This window comes from Anaeromonas gelatinilytica, assembly GCF_016820635.1.
Taxonomy (GTDB): domain Bacteria; phylum Bacillota; class Clostridia; order Tissierellales; family SIT17; genus Anaeromonas; species Anaeromonas gelatinilytica.
The window spans coordinates 17,135-31,527 of record NZ_WSFU01000082.1 but is presented as its reverse complement, the minus strand read 5'-3'; the positions used below and the strand labels follow the sequence as shown (position 1 = coordinate 31,527).

At 28.6% G+C, this 14,393-nt stretch carries 14 protein-coding genes; 13 read left to right on the top strand and 1 reads right to left on the bottom strand.

Annotated features, from left to right (window positions below; all coding sequences use genetic code 11):
* Positions 1 to 575: 575 nt before the first annotated feature.
* The 5 genes from GOQ29_RS06410 to GOQ29_RS06390 all read left to right on the top strand — a co-directional run bounded on the left by GOQ29_RS06410 (position 576) and on the right by GOQ29_RS06390 (position 6,641).
* The gene (locus GOQ29_RS06410) at positions 576 to 1,865 is read left to right on the top strand and encodes a YeeE/YedE family protein (protein WP_252187539.1); all 1,290 of its coding nucleotides are present in this window, start codon (positions 576 to 578) and stop codon (positions 1,863 to 1,865) included.
* A gap of 97 nt (positions 1,866 to 1,962) precedes the next feature.
* The gene (locus GOQ29_RS06405; protein ID WP_203371818.1) at positions 1,963 to 3,660 is read left to right on the top strand and encodes an FAD-dependent oxidoreductase; all 1,698 of its coding nucleotides are present in this window, start codon (positions 1,963 to 1,965) and stop codon (positions 3,658 to 3,660) included.
* Between the two features lie 192 nt (positions 3,661 to 3,852).
* Positions 3,853 to 4,716, top strand: coding sequence for an ABC transporter permease (locus GOQ29_RS06400; RefSeq protein ID WP_203371817.1), 864 nt, complete (start codon positions 3,853 to 3,855; stop codon positions 4,714 to 4,716).
* 14 nt (positions 4,717 to 4,730) lie between these two features.
* Entirely contained in the window at positions 4,731 to 5,798 is a 1,068-nt protein-coding gene (locus GOQ29_RS06395) for a taurine ABC transporter substrate-binding protein (protein WP_203371816.1), read from the top strand.
* Between the two features lie 45 nt (positions 5,799 to 5,843).
* The gene (locus GOQ29_RS06390) at positions 5,844 to 6,641 is read left to right on the top strand and encodes an ABC transporter ATP-binding protein (protein WP_203371815.1); all 798 of its coding nucleotides are present in this window, start codon (positions 5,844 to 5,846) and stop codon (positions 6,639 to 6,641) included.
* Positions 6,642 to 6,700: 59 nt separating this feature from the next.
* Here the strand turns inward: GOQ29_RS06390 and GOQ29_RS06385 are convergent, their stop codons facing one another.
* Positions 6,701 to 7,699 carry a C40 family peptidase gene (locus tag GOQ29_RS06385; RefSeq protein ID WP_203371814.1) on the bottom strand — a complete coding sequence of 333 codons (999 nt, stop codon included), beginning with the start codon at positions 7,697 to 7,699 and terminating at the stop codon, positions 6,701 to 6,703.
* Positions 7,700 to 8,023: 324 nt separating this feature from the next.
* Here GOQ29_RS06385 and GOQ29_RS06380 point away from each other — a divergent pair, with 324 nt between their 5' ends.
* From GOQ29_RS06380 to GOQ29_RS06345, 8 genes are all read left to right on the top strand, one after another.
* Positions 8,024 to 8,464: an NUDIX domain-containing protein gene (locus GOQ29_RS06380; protein ID WP_203371813.1), complete on the top strand. Its 441-nt coding sequence runs from the start codon at positions 8,024 to 8,026 to the stop codon at positions 8,462 to 8,464.
* A 129-nt stretch (positions 8,465 to 8,593) separates the two neighbouring features.
* Positions 8,594 to 9,865: a M14 family metallopeptidase gene (locus GOQ29_RS06375; RefSeq protein ID WP_203371812.1), complete on the top strand. Its 1,272-nt coding sequence runs from the start codon at positions 8,594 to 8,596 to the stop codon at positions 9,863 to 9,865.
* 103 nt (positions 9,866 to 9,968) lie between these two features.
* Positions 9,969 to 10,964: a DUF4474 domain-containing protein gene (locus GOQ29_RS06370; protein ID WP_252187538.1), complete on the top strand. Its 996-nt coding sequence runs from the start codon at positions 9,969 to 9,971 to the stop codon at positions 10,962 to 10,964.
* A gap of 7 nt (positions 10,965 to 10,971) precedes the next feature.
* Positions 10,972 to 11,886, top strand: a complete 915-nt coding sequence (locus tag GOQ29_RS06365) for a metallophosphoesterase (protein ID WP_203371811.1) — start codon at positions 10,972 to 10,974, stop codon at positions 11,884 to 11,886.
* Positions 11,887 to 12,015: 129 nt separating this feature from the next.
* Positions 12,016 to 12,498, top strand: a complete 483-nt coding sequence (locus GOQ29_RS06360; protein WP_203371810.1) for a C-GCAxxG-C-C family (seleno)protein — start codon at positions 12,016 to 12,018, stop codon at positions 12,496 to 12,498.
* Between the two features lie 2 nt (positions 12,499 to 12,500).
* Positions 12,501 to 13,460, top strand: coding sequence for a TDT family transporter (locus GOQ29_RS06355; RefSeq protein ID WP_203371809.1), 960 nt, complete (start codon positions 12,501 to 12,503; stop codon positions 13,458 to 13,460).
* Between the two features lie 71 nt (positions 13,461 to 13,531).
* Complete coding sequence (locus GOQ29_RS06350; protein ID WP_203371808.1) at positions 13,532 to 14,029, top strand: ECF transporter S component; 498 nt, start codon at positions 13,532 to 13,534, stop codon at positions 14,027 to 14,029.
* A gap of 16 nt (positions 14,030 to 14,045) precedes the next feature.
* A complete protein-coding gene (locus GOQ29_RS06345) occupies positions 14,046 to 14,318 on the top strand; it encodes a DUF2087 domain-containing protein (RefSeq protein ID WP_203371807.1) in 273 nt (90 codons plus the stop codon).
* Positions 14,319 to 14,393: the final 75 nt, after the last annotated feature.

Here is a 14,393-nt window from a genome sequence, read left to right as displayed (position 1 = left end):
CTAAATAGAAAGGTGCGGAAGATAATCTTCTGTACCTTTCTTTTCTGTGGATAACTATACCCTAAAGCACCTATTAGGCTCGATGACAGGGTATCTGCTCTATGTTTCGTGACAATAAAGTTCTTTACTGACAAAAAAGATGTTTACCGAACAAAAATGTTTTTTACTCCCATTAACTATATTATAATATATTCATTAAACCTTCGACTTTATTAGAGTATATTACATATTTAAATACTTTATCAAAGGAAAAGTTTGGTGGGTGTTTGATAGATATTTGTTTTTTTAGAGATACATTTATAATATTTTAATATTAATGGGGATAAAACAAATTACTATATTAGATAACTATTTCGAATAGCAGAAAGTTTTTAATATGATATATAATTATTACTAAAGGTTTGTGATAAAACAAACAAAGTATTATAAAATTAATTGTTAAAAATAAGACAATGATGGGGGGAATCTTAAAAATTTTATTTAATATTTGGCATTATAATTATTAAAATTAAAAGAAGTTATAAGAGTTTTAATTAAATAATTTAAGATTAAAAATATGGGCTAGGAGGTTAAAAATGAAGAAACTAGAAAATATTATTGGGTTTATTAGTATTTTATTAGTGTTAATTTTGGGTAATTTATTCTTAAAGACGGATATGTTGTTCTTTAGACTTTTAGTTGGAGTAGGATTAGGCTATACATTGATGAGAGCATATACAGGATTTGCTGGAAGTGTTAATCGTGCTTATAGTACTGGTTCAACAAAATTAATCAGGACTTTAATGTTTATGTTTTTTTTAACAGCATTAGCAACAACTGCATTTTTATTTAAAGGAGATCCTGCAAGTTTAGGTCTTTGGATAAATCCTATTAATTTTGGATTAATACTAGGAGCATTATTATTTGGCTTTGGTATGACTTTTTCAGTATGTTGTGCATCTGGAGTTCTTACTGATTTAGTAACAGGGTTACCTAGAGCCTTTATCACGTTAGTTTTCTTTAGTTTAGGAGTATTTCTTGGTTTTCCTATTCAGAGAACTGCAGGATGGGTTGTAAATTCATGGTTTTCTACATCAGTAGGTAAAGAAACAGCTGGAGGGGTATTTATACCGGATTTATTTAAGTGGGATGGTTTTGAAGGATATATTGGTGGACTTTTATTAATTGGAGTATTTTGTATGATAGTAATTTTCTTATCTTATCGTTATGAAAGGTATCGTAAAGAGAATAATACTTATATTGGACATCCCATGGAAAAGATACAAGAAGAATATGAATCCTTTGATAGTAAAGATTATAAATTATTTAGTGAATCGACATATTTTAACTTATTCGTAAAACCTTGGACTTTAAAACAAGGTGCTATAGTTATTACTATTATATTTATTTTATTAATGGGTGTAACTGGAGCTGGTTGGGGTGCTTCTACTCCTTATGGTATCTGGTTTGGTAAAGTTTTAATGTTTTTTGGAGTGTCAGTAGAAACATTAGTTTCCTTTACCAAAATGACACCATCTACATTTGAATTACCATTCTTTGAGCATCCAGTAACAGTACAGAATGTTGGTATTATTTTTGGAACTATGATCTATCTATTAACTGCTGGTAAATTCAAAAAATCTTTTTTCGAAGAAATTCATATAACCAAAAAAGATGCATTATTATTTGCTTTAGGTGGTATAACTATGGGATTAGGAACACGTTTTGCTAATGGGTGTAATGTAGGAGCCTTGTACACTCCTATTGCTAATTTCTCTCTATCGGGATGGTTATTTTTAATTTTCATGGTAGTAGGTGGTGTTGTTGGTAATATCTTATCAGGAAAACTTTCAGGAAAGAAAGAACAAGAGCTTGCTGAAAATTAAGTATAAATAATAAACATTTAAAGATTTATATGAATCTTGGAAGACTTATCTTTATGATAGGTATATAGATTGATAATTTAAAGGAGGAGATACTGCTATGGGTAAAAGAATATTAGTCGTTGGAGGAGTAGCTGGAGGAGCTTCAGTTGCAGCAAGGGCAAGAAGAATTGATGAATCAGCAGAGATAATTATGTTTGAGCAAGGACCAAATGTATCATTTTCTAATTGCGCATTACCATTTCACTTGAGTGGCATAGTGGAAAATAGTGATGACTTAGTATTAATGTGTCCTGAAAAATTTAAAAGTCAATATAATATTGAAGCCAGAGTTAATAGTGAAGTTCTTAAGATAAATAGGGAAGATAAAAGTATAGTAGTGAAGAACTTAGAAACTGGAGAAGAATATGAAGAGTTTTATGACAAATTAGTATTATCTCCAGGAGCAAATGCTATAAAACCTAGAAGTATAGAAGGAATAAATAGTCCTAATGTATTTACTGTAAGAAATGTTGTAGACATTAAGAAACTAAATGACTATATAGTAAATAATGGTATAGAAGACATAGCGGTTGTCGGTGGTGGATTTATAGGAGTAGAAGTAGCGGAAAATTTACGTTTAGCAGAAAAAAATGTTAGTTTAATTGAAGCTCAAAATCAAATAATGGCTCCGTTTGACTATGATATGGCACAAATACTTCATAAAGAAATGATGGATAAGGAAATTAATCTTATATTAAGTGATGGAGTAAAAAAAATAAATGAAGATTCAGTAGAATTACAATCAGGAAAAAAAGTAAATGCGAAAGTAGTAGTTATGGCAATAGGTGTAGCACCGGAAACTAGCTTAGCAAAGGATGCAGGTATTGAGATAGGAGAAACTGCTGGAATAAAAGTAGATCATAATTATGTAACTAATGATAGAGATATATATGCAGTAGGAGATGTAATAGAAGTATATAATCGTTTGACACATAAGTCATCAAGACTTGCTCTTGCAGGACCAGCACAAAGACAAGCAAGAGCAGCAGCCGATCATATGTATAATATTCCTCATAGAAATAATGGTGTAATAGGATCATCAGTAATACAAGTATTTGATTTAGGAGCAGCATCCACTGGATTAAATGAAAAATCTGCAGAAGCAGCAGGAATATCCTATGATATAGTATATACAATTCCTGGAGATAAGGTAGGGTTAATGCCTGAAAGTAATCCAATGCATTTTAAATTGATATATGAATATCCAACAGGTAAAATACTTGGAGCTCAAGCAATAGGAAAAGGAAATGTAGATAAGAGAATAGATGTTATTGCAACAATGATTTCAATGGGTGGAACTTTAGAAGATTTAAAAGAATTAGAATTATGTTATGCTCCATTGTTTGGAACAGCAAAGGATGTAGTAAATCATACAGCATTAGTAGGTTTAAATTTATTAAATGGTGTATTCAAACAAGTTTCTGTAACTAGGGTAAGAGAATTAGTAGAAAATAATGCATTTATAATAGATGTAAGGGAGAAAGAGGAGTATGCTCAAGGACACATTATAAATGCATTAAATATTCCATTGAGTGAATTAAGAGATAGATTAGATGAAATACCAAAGGATAGATTAGTATACTTGCATTGTCGTTCATCTCAGAGAAGCTATAATGCAGTAATGGCATTACAAAATTTGGGTTATGATAATGTAATTAATATATCTGGATCATATTTAGGGATTTGTTGTTATGAATATTTTGAAGATCAAGTAACAGAGAGAGAAAAGATAGTGACAGAATATAATTTTAATTAAAAAGAAATTACTTTAAAGATTTCTTATAGAAGTGAATTAATATCAGAGTCATCGGGTATATACTTGATGGCTTTGTTATTGTTACTAAATAAGGAGTAAAAAATAGAAAAATATACTATATATTTTTTCTTATTGTGCATGAAAGTACAATTATATATAATATGAAGTATTTTTTAGAAGGGGGTGTAATCGATGGACACAAAAAATAATAAAAAAGATATAAAGTTTAAAATAAATAAAAAAGAGCCAGATAAGAGTAATGAGAATATTTCAGAAGATAAAAAGAAAAGGGATAAAACTGAAAACAGATTAACCGTTGCTACTTGGGTTGTTATTTTAGGTGTTTGGTATATTGTAACGAAATTAGAGTTGTTTTCCACAACATTGGTACCATCACCATATAAAGTTTGGACTACCTTTCTTGGTATTTTAAAGGATGGTTATAATGGAGTACCACTATTTATTCATCTTGGTACTAGCTTTGAAAGATTATTTATAGCTTTAGGATTTGCTATTGTAACTGCAATTCCAATGGGTTTATTAAGTGGCTACTCTAGAAAAGTTAAAGCAATAATAGATTCAATAGTTGAGTTTTATCGTCCATTGCCACCACTTGCTTATTATACATTACTTATATTATGGTTTGGTATTGATAATACTTCGAAAGTGATATTGTTATATTTAGCTGCTTTTGCGCCTATTTATATTGCTTGTGTATCAGCTGTAAATAAAATTAATGTTGATTATATATTAAGTGCTAAATCATTAGGTGCAAATCAAAAGAAAATATTCTTTAAAATAGTATTACCAGCATGTTTACCTGAGATATTTACAGGGATTAGAACTGCAGTTGGTGTTGCATATACTACTTTAGTTTCTGCAGAAATGGTAGCAGCGACATCAGGCATAGGATGGATGGTCTTAGATGCTTCAAATTTTTTAAAAAGTAATGTTATAGTTGTAGGTATTTTGATAATGGGATTTACTGGAATTTTAATTGATTTTGGATTAAGATATTTAGAGAAGAGAATTGTATTTTGGAAAGGACATTTATAAACGGGGAGGCTATTATGAAAAAAATATTAAAAATAATATTATTAATTATATTAGTAGGAGTTATAATAGGATCTATTGTTGCTTGTGAAAGTGATTCAGGAGACTTAAGTAAAAATTCAGAGGATTCTTCTGCATTACCTGAAGAAATTAATTTTGGTATTCTTAGAGTACCAAATGAAGAAACTATAGCAATAGCAGAAGGAATATTTGATAAATATTTTGGAGAAAAAGGAATTAAAACTAACTTTATTGTATTTGATTCAGGAGTTGATGCAAATAAAGCTTTAGCATCAGGAAGTATTGATTTTGCTACTATGGGAAATACGAATTCAATTATTGCATTATCTATGGATATTTACGTAGAAATGATTTGGATTCATGAAATTTTAGGGGAAATTGAAGGATTAGCAGTGAAAAATGGATCAGGAATAAATTCAATAGAAGATTTAGAAGGAGAGAAAATTGCGACTCCCTTTGCATCAACTTCTCATTTCAGTTTATTGAATGCTTTAAAGGATGCAGAAATTGATGATCAAGTACAGCTTTTAGATATGCAGACATCAGAAATTGTTGCAGCTTGGGAAAGAGGAGATATTCAAGCGGCATATACATGGCAACCTTCTTTAGGAAATTTATTGGAAGATGGAGAAATACTCGTTTCAAGTGAAGAAATGGCTAAAAGAGGTTATGTAACAGCCAATGTGGAAGTAGTAAGAAAAGAATTTGCTAAAGAATATCCTGAATTAGTATCTGATTTTATATCATGTTTAACGGAAGCGGCAGATATATATAGGAAAGCTCCAGAAAAAGCATCAGAGATTGTAGCTGAAGAACTTGAAATAAAACCAGAAGAAGCGTTAGAACAAATGAAAGGTTCAATTTGGGCTACAAGGGAAGAATTATTAAAAGAAGATTATTTTGGTACAGAAGAGAAACCAGGAAATTTTACAAGAATAATGAAGGAAACATCAGATTTTTTACAGGAACAAGGATCTATTGGTAATTCGCCATCTCAAGAAGAATTTAATCAATATGTAAATCCCTTATACATTGAAAAATCTTTAGAAACAGATTTTGAGTGATTTAAGCTAGTTCCATACTAATAAATTTAGAAGGGAGTCTAATTGATGGAAAATAAAGATAAACAAGAAGTTTTAATAGATATTCAAAATTTAGAATTAATATATGGAACGAAAAAAAACTCAGTTTTGGCACTAGATAATATAGATTTACAAATAAAACGGGGAGAATTTTTATGTGTTTTAGGACCATCTGGTTGTGGGAAAAGTACATTACTAAAAATCATAGCTGGCTTCATTAAGCCTACAAATGGAAATTGTCTTATGCAGGGAAAATTTATTACTGGTCCTGATTGGCACAGAGGAGTTGTGTTTCAATCTCCAACTTTATATCCATGGATGAGTATAAAGGATAATGTAGAGTTTGGTCCTAAGATGAGAGGTATTCCGGAAAAAGAGATTGAAAATATTAGAGAACATTTTATGGAACAAGTAAATTTAAAAGGATTTGAAGATAAGTTTACTTTTGAACTTTCAGGAGGAATGAAACAAAGGGTTGCATTGGCAAGAGTATTAGCAAATTATCCCCAAGTGATTTTAATGGATGAACCATTAGGTGCTTTAGATGCATTGACTAGATTCAATATGCAAAGATTGATAAGAGAAATCTGGAAAGAGAATAATAGTACAATATTATTAATTACTCATGATGTTGATGAAGCTTTATCTCTTGGCACAAGGATTGTTGTAATGTCAAAAAGACCTGGAAAGATACTGAAGGAGTTTAATGTAGATTTTACTAATATAATTTTTGATAATGGTTCAAAACATGTACTGTATAGTGAAAATTACTTTCAAGTTAAAAATGAAATTCTAGATTTAATTAATAGTCAAATAGAAGAATAAAGTATATATATCTAAAATTAAAAAAGTTAAAAAGCCGAGATATCTCGGCTTTCTATTTATTAATATACTCGTCTACCATAAGAAAAGTGGTTTTTGTAATAAGTACTATTAAGATTTGAAATATCTACTCCATAATTATCACTAGATCTTGAATGTATAAATAAATCATTTCCTAAGTATATACCTGTATGGCTAGGACCAGATTTGTAAGTATTACTAAACACTACTAAATCTCCTGGTTGTAAATTTTCTTTATTTATTCTTGTACCGAAATTAGCTTGTTGAGAAGTAGTTCGAGGAATATTTATATTATGTTGTTTATATACATATTGAGTGAATCCTGAGCAGTCAAATCCAGATGGAGATGAACCGCCGAATACATAAGGTACCCTAGGGTTTGAATATTTCTTTGCAGTATTAATGATATTATTTGTAATTGTTTTTCTACTATTCGAAATCGTATTATTTAATACATTGTTTATTGTCTTTATTGTCTGTGGTCCAGCATAACCATCTACTAATATTCCTTCTGCTTTTTGAAAGGATATTACTGCTTGACGGGTTATAGTCCCAAAATAATTTGTGCAATTATCTATATTCATATGTCCTAAACTCTTAAGAGCTTCTTGTAAAACTTTAACATCTCCTCCCTTAATTCCTACTTTTAGAACCCTATTATATTGTAGAGTTGATTTAATATTAGTATTTGATCTATTACTAATTTTGGATTCTTCTCCAGATGAATTATTGATTTTTTTCATCAGAGTTCTATAAGAATTTGGCCCAAAATAACCATCTACAATTAAACCATTTGATCTTTGAAAGTCTTTAACTGCATTTAATGTATAACTTCCATAATAAGTAGTTGTTGTATGATAATTAAAGTGTCCTAAATCTTTTAGATGTTGTTGAAGTACTTTAACATCAGAGTTTCTCATACCTTTAAGTAATACTTGATCTCCTAAATCAGCATAAGCTGATGAATTATTAAATGTTAATGTTCCCATTAAAGCAATGGAACAGATTAAACTTCTTGAAACATATTTTTTAAAAGACATAAACTCCCCTCCTTAAATATTAAAATATCTTTATCATTATTATATAATATATCTGTAATAAATGAAAGACTTTTTGTAATTATCTTGTAATATTACGAGGGAATATTTAGAAGTATTACTATGTTTTGATTACCAATAAACGATTTTAAAACACTTATTGTTACATTTATATTACGTTGGGTTAATGTTTTTAGTAAGAATGTATATTATTTTAAAATAGAAGGAGTTTCTATGACGAATAGAGAATTAGATTAATTAATAGTTATAAACTTAGAATTATTAAGTAAAATTGAATAATAAAAAGACATTGAAAGGGGATAAGTGATGGAATATCCAGAACCAACTGTAGGTGCAATTATTTTTAATCCTGATAATAAAGTACTTCTTTGTAAATCTCATAAATGGAATAATAAATATATAATTCCAGGTGGTCATATTGAATTAGGAGAAAAAATGGAAGAAGCACTAAGAAGAGAAATATTAGAAGAAACTGGTTTAGAAATTTACGATATTCAATTAATTAGTGTAAAAGAGAGTGTTTATAACAAAGCTTTTCATGAGAAAAAGCATTTTATATTTATTGATTATATTTGTAAAACCGATTCATACAATGTGGTTTTAAATGAAGAAGCTCAAGAATATAAATGGGTAGATTTAAGAGAAATTGATAATTATGAATTAGGTGGATTTGTAAAGACATTATTGATGGAATTAAGAAATAAAAGAGATTCAAAGTATAAAACTGAAATTTTTTATGGTTATTGATATTTTTTATATCATTATTTAAAAGAAATATAATATAAAAAATATTATTGGATTACCTATAAACCATATATCACAAATAATCCTCTATAACAATATTATGTAATAGAATAATAGAATAGAGGTGAAACTATGGAAATATTGAGATTTGGATCTACAGGGAATAATGTTAAATTATTACAGAGTATACTTAATAAAATAGGATATAATGTTGGAGCAATTGATGGAATTTTTGGGAGTAATACTCAAAGAGCAGTAATAAATTTTCAACAAGATAATAATCTTAATCCAGATGGTATAGTTGGAGAGAATACATGGAATCTATTGGATTACTTTATTAGAGGATATGATACTTACATCATTAAGCTTGGTGATACTTTATATAATATTGCTAGAAGATATTATACAAATGTAGATGAAATAATGGTAGCAAATCCTGGGATAGATCCAAACAATTTAATTATAGGAAGTCAAATTACGGTTCCGTATGGTATAGATGTGGTACTGACTGATGTAGGATATACTTATGAAATTATGGAAAAAAATATTGATGGATTAAAGGCAAGATATCCATTTTTAGAAGTGGGAGATTCAGGAAGAAGCGTATTAGGAAGGAATCTTTATTATTTAAGACTAGGAAGAGGTCCTAGAAAGGTATTTTATAATGCTACTCATCATGCCTTAGAGTGGTTAAATTCTCCACTTATGATGAAATTTACAGAAAATTTTCTAAAGGCTTATGTAACTGGTGGGTTTATAAGAGGATATAATATTCAAGAAATATGGGAAAGTAGTAGTATTTATATAGTACCTATGGTTAATCCAGATGGGGTAGATATAGTTATTAATGGAATTAGTCCTGAAAATCCTTTTTATGAAAATATTATAGAATGGAATGATACGGGAGAGCCATTATCTCAAGTATGGAATGCTAATATTAGAGGTGTAGATTTAAATAGAAATTATCCAGCTGGATGGGATGAAGCTAAGGCTCAAGAATTAGAGCTAGGTATTACGGGACCTGGTCCGACTAGATATGGTGGTCCAGCGCCATTATCAGAGCCAGAAACTAGAGCAATGGTTGATTTTACAAGGGAACATGATTTTAGTCTTACATTGGCATATCATAGTCAAGGAAGGGTTATATATTGGCAATATCGTGATATTATTCCTCCTAATGCTAGAACTATTGGTGAAATTTTTTCTATAGCATCAGGATATTCTTTAGAAGATACTCCTGAGGTAGCAGCTTATGCAGGATACAAAGATTGGTTCATAGAGGAGTATGGAAGACCTGGGTATACTTTTGAGACAGGACTGGGACAAAATCCTTTACCAATATCTCAATTTAATAGGATATATGATTCAAATGAAGAAGTTTTATTATTAGCACCTATTGTATAATGGATAAGATTGAAAATACGAACATCGAATATCCATATTTTTATATAACAAAATTACTCCAAGGAGAATATTATATTATAGAAAAATAATATGGAGTGATTTTATGATGACTTGGTGTTCAAAAGGGATGATAGATCTTTTTAAAGGATATAATAATTTTTCAGAAAGATTTTTATTAATTGTTTTTATAATAGGAATAGTATTAATCTTATATCTTATTATGAAAAAATTTTCTAGAATCACTAAATGGTTTTCCATTGAAGAAGATGGTAGGGAATATGAAGATAGGATAGATGAATTAATAGATATTAGTGGCTATTCTTATGATCCAAGACAAGATATTTATTATTCAAATATAGATGCTTGGCAAAGAAATATGGGATATTGTCGGTTATATGATGAAGCAGCAGCTCCTTTAGGAATGATTGTAGATTGTGAACCTATATATTTTCAATATGATAATAGGAGATGGTTAATTGAATTTTGGAAAGGACAATATGACTTAACTACTGGATGTGAAGTAGGTGTATATGTGACAGAAGGACCAGACTTAAATATACCTGGATTTTTTAATGGTACGTTTTATAAATGTGTTAGTGATGAAGAGATGCTTAATATGGCATGTATATTAAAGAAAAATAATAGAGTAGTTTTTAAAAGGCAAGAGAAACATTGGTGGATAACAGGATTTAAACTTGGTATGTATTCTGAACCTTGGGAATTAACTATGTATATAAAAATAGAATTAAAAGATGAAGAAATGACTAATGCATTTCTGAAAGGATTAAAGGAAGCCAATTATAAGAATGATCAGGTTATACGTAATGGGAATGTAGTAATCTTAGAGTATAATAGTCCTAAATTACCACAACCTTATACCCGAACTGTAGAAACAGATAAACTTATGCAAATGAAAAATAAAAAATTATGTGATAGTTATCAATATTTTGTTAATAATTTTCCTAATATGGAAGATAGAATGTATGCAATTCGTGAGCAATCACCTGAATTATATGAAAAGATTAGTAGCATGGGTAGAGTTAGAAAATTTATCAATATATATGGAACTATTGAAAAGTATTTAGGCAAAAAGGAGTAGTAAATATATGTATGGATATAAACATTTATCTAATATTTTCAAATCAGCTAAGAGAATTTCATTTAATAATTTTTCTAAAATTGTTATTATGAGTGATTGTCATAGAGGAGATGGAAATTGGGCAGACACATTTTATAAAAATCAAAATATTTATTATACTGCTTTAAGAAATTATTATGATGATAATTATATTTATATAGAATTAGGAGATGGAGATGAGCTTTGGGAAAATAATAATCTGTCTGATATTATATATGCTCATAAAGATATTTTTTGGATGTTATCTCAGTTCTATAAGGAAGGAAGATTATATTTTATATATGGAAATCATGATATAGTAAAAAAAGATGAAAATTTTGTAAAGAATAATATGAATTATTATTTTTATCAACGTACGAAGGAATATATTACTTTATTTAAAGATATAGAAGTTAATGAAGCTTTAGTTTTGAGACATGAAAATACAGGGAATGAGATTTTTTTAGTTCATGGACATCAGGTGGATTTCATGGATGATAAAATGTGGAAATTAAGAAGGTTTTTAGTGAGATATTTGTGGAAACCCTTGGAAATGTGGGGAATAAATGATCCTACACGAACAGCTAAAAACTATGAAAAAAAAGAATTCATAGGAAAAAAATTAACCAAATGGGTAAAAGAAGAAAAACAGATGATGATTTCAGGCCACACCCATAGATCTATTTTTCCTGAAGTGGATGATATACCATATTTTAATGATGGAAGCTGTGTTCATCCTAGGTGTATAACAGCAATTGAAATTAAACATGGGGATATCATGCTTGTAAAATGGGAGGTGAAAACTAAAAGAGATGGAACATTATTTATTGGGAAGGAAGTATTAGCAGGACCAAAGAATTTAAATTATTATTTTAACTTTAATGTTAAAGCAGATAATGTATAGTATATAGATTAATATTATAATTAAAACCCTCATTATTGATATATTTAATATAGTTTGATTAAAAATATTATAATTAATATAATTTAATTGAATTGATAAAAAATAGATTAACTTAATGGGGGTAATATAATGATTGAAGAAATAAGCATAAAAAAAGTAAAGGAAGATGCAGAAAAACTCTTTAGGAGCGGAAAATTTTATTGTACTGAGGCAGTTGTTAGCGCTATAAGGGATAATTTTGAAATAGATATGCCTAAGGAAATGGTTGCTATGGCATCAGGTTTTCCTGTTGGAATAGGAAAATCAAAGTGTGTTTGTGGAGCAGTATCCGGTGGAGTAATGATGTTAGGATACTTTTTTGGAAGAAATGAAGGAAGTAATCCAAAGGATCCTAAAAGCGTGAATACATTAAAACTTGCCAATGAGTTACAGGATTATTTTAAAAAGAATCATAAGGTATTATGTTGTAAAATTCTTACTAATGGTATGGATATGGGATCTGGAGAACATAAAAATCAATGTATATCATTTACAGGAGAAATAGCTGAAAAAACTTCAGAAATAATTGCTAGGGAATTAGGAATTAAGAATATAGATGAGAGTGTGGCTTAGTAATGGTTATTTTATTAAAAAAGTTGCCAATACCTATATCAGGTTTAATGTTGGGGTTAGCGGCTTTAGGAAATTTAGTGGGAAATTTCAGTTCTCTTTTTAAAATAGTTTTAGGGAATATTTCTGCTTTAATATTTATTCTATTAGTATTAAAGATAGTTATGTTTCCTAAAGCAATAAAAGAAGGGTTGAATAATCCAGTGATAACAGGAATAATGGCTACATTTCCTATGAGTATGATGCTTTTATCTACCTATATAAAACCTTATTCTAGTATTTTTGCATTTAGCTTATGGATATTTGGATTAATATTGATTAGTTTGTTGATTATATATTTTACAAAAAAATATATGTTTAAATTCAATATTAAAAATGTATTTGCTAGTTATTTTGTTTTATATATAGGCATTGTTGTAGGAAGCGTTACAGCTCCAGCTTATAACTTATATAATATAGGTAGATTTATATTTTGGTATGGATTTATAGTGTATTTACCACTAATACCATTAGTTATATATAGATATTCTATAATTAAGGAAGTGCCAGAGGCAGTAAAGCCTATTATAATAATATTTGCTGCTCCAGCTAGTCTTTTATTGGCAGGATATATTAGTTCTTTTACTGAGAAAAATTTATTTATAATAGTATTTTTAGCAATAATAGCATTGATTATGACATTATATTGTTTATTACAAATGCCTAAACTATTAAGATTAAAATTTTATCCAAGTTATTCAGCATATACTTTTCCTTTTGTAATTAGTGCTATAGCAATGAATATGATTGATAATTATCTTGTTAGTATTGGAAAAGGTATTAGTATACTTAAATATATTGGAAATTTTCAAATATTGTGGGCTATAGTTATAGTCATATATGTTTTATTAGGGTATATAAATTATATGATAAGGGAAGTTAGATTAGAAAATAAAATAGAAGCAAAAAGAATAAGGGCAAATTAATGCCCTTATTTTTTGCTATAGATTATATCTATATTATATAATATAGATAAAGATTTCTAGAGGGGGTACATATGAGTACAAAAAAACTAGTAAGAACAGCTTTATTATTATCATTAGCTCTTATATTTCAAATAGGTTTTAGACAGTTTGCTCAACCATTGGTAGGACCGTTAGTAAATATGACTTTAGTATTAGCAACTTTAATAGTAGGACCTGTTTCAGGAATAATTATAGGTATATTAACTCCTACAGTAGCATTTATGCTGGGTATAATAGCATTAGCACCATTGATACCCATAATTATTATTGGAAATAGTTTATTAGTTGTAATATTTTATTTAGTAAATGACAAGCTTAAATTCAAAGGAAAGGAATGGATTAGTATAATTCTAGCTTCATTATTTAAATTTACATTTCTAGCTGTAGGTGTTAGGACGATATTGCCTTTATTTTTACTTAAAGTTCCATCAGTAATAATAGCTACTTTTACATTACCACAATTATATACAGCATTAGTTGGAGGAGCATTAGCTTTAATTATATATCCATTTATTAAAAAAGTCATATAAATAAGGAGTGAAAGATATGTCTAAGTTTAAAAAATTTTTAGACGAACAAGGAAGAGTTACTAGTTGGCCAGCTAAAAGGGCATTGAAGATAGAAGTATTAAAATATATAGCAGAAAAATTTGAAGAAGATAGAGAATATAAAGAGAAAGAAGTAAATAATATTATTGATCAGTGGCATACATTTGGAGATTACTTTATGCTTAGAAGAGGTATGATTGATTATAAATTTCTTCTTAGAAAAAGAGATGGATCAATGTATTGGAGAGAAAAAGAATCAGAGGAAGAATAATTATTCTTCCTCTGATTCTTTTTTATTTTCTAAACAATTGGAATAAAAATTACAGGAGAAAATTAGCTTAAAATA

Bases quoted from the DNA above. Each gene is read 5' to 3' on its own strand.
- GOQ29_RS06410 (WP_252187539.1), top strand. From the start codon at position 576: ATGAAGAAACTAGAAAATATTATTGGGTTTATTAGTATTTTATTAGTG.
- GOQ29_RS06405 (WP_203371818.1), top strand. From the start codon at position 1,963: ATGGGTAAAAGAATATTAGTCGTTGGAGGAGTAGCTGGAGGAGCTTCA.
- GOQ29_RS06400 (WP_203371817.1), top strand. From the start codon at position 3,853: ATGGACACAAAAAATAATAAAAAAGATATAAAGTTTAAAATAAATAAA.
- GOQ29_RS06395 (WP_203371816.1), top strand. From the start codon at position 4,731: ATGAAAAAAATATTAAAAATAATATTATTAATTATATTAGTAGGAGTT.
- GOQ29_RS06390 (WP_203371815.1), top strand. From the start codon at position 5,844: ATGGAAAATAAAGATAAACAAGAAGTTTTAATAGATATTCAAAATTTA.
- GOQ29_RS06385 (WP_203371814.1), bottom strand. From the start codon at position 7,699: ATGTCTTTTAAAAAATATGTTTCAAGAAGTTTAATCTGTTCCATTGCT.
- GOQ29_RS06380 (WP_203371813.1), top strand. From the start codon at position 8,024: ATGGAATATCCAGAACCAACTGTAGGTGCAATTATTTTTAATCCTGAT.
- GOQ29_RS06375 (WP_203371812.1), top strand. From the start codon at position 8,594: ATGGAAATATTGAGATTTGGATCTACAGGGAATAATGTTAAATTATTA.
- GOQ29_RS06370 (WP_252187538.1), top strand. From the start codon at position 9,969: ATGATGACTTGGTGTTCAAAAGGGATGATAGATCTTTTTAAAGGATAT.
- GOQ29_RS06365 (WP_203371811.1), top strand. From the start codon at position 10,972: ATGTATGGATATAAACATTTATCTAATATTTTCAAATCAGCTAAGAGA.
- GOQ29_RS06360 (WP_203371810.1), top strand. From the start codon at position 12,016: ATGATTGAAGAAATAAGCATAAAAAAAGTAAAGGAAGATGCAGAAAAA.
- GOQ29_RS06355 (WP_203371809.1), top strand. From the start codon at position 12,501: ATGGTTATTTTATTAAAAAAGTTGCCAATACCTATATCAGGTTTAATG.
- GOQ29_RS06350 (WP_203371808.1), top strand. From the start codon at position 13,532: ATGAGTACAAAAAAACTAGTAAGAACAGCTTTATTATTATCATTAGCT.
- GOQ29_RS06345 (WP_203371807.1), top strand. From the start codon at position 14,046: ATGTCTAAGTTTAAAAAATTTTTAGACGAACAAGGAAGAGTTACTAGT.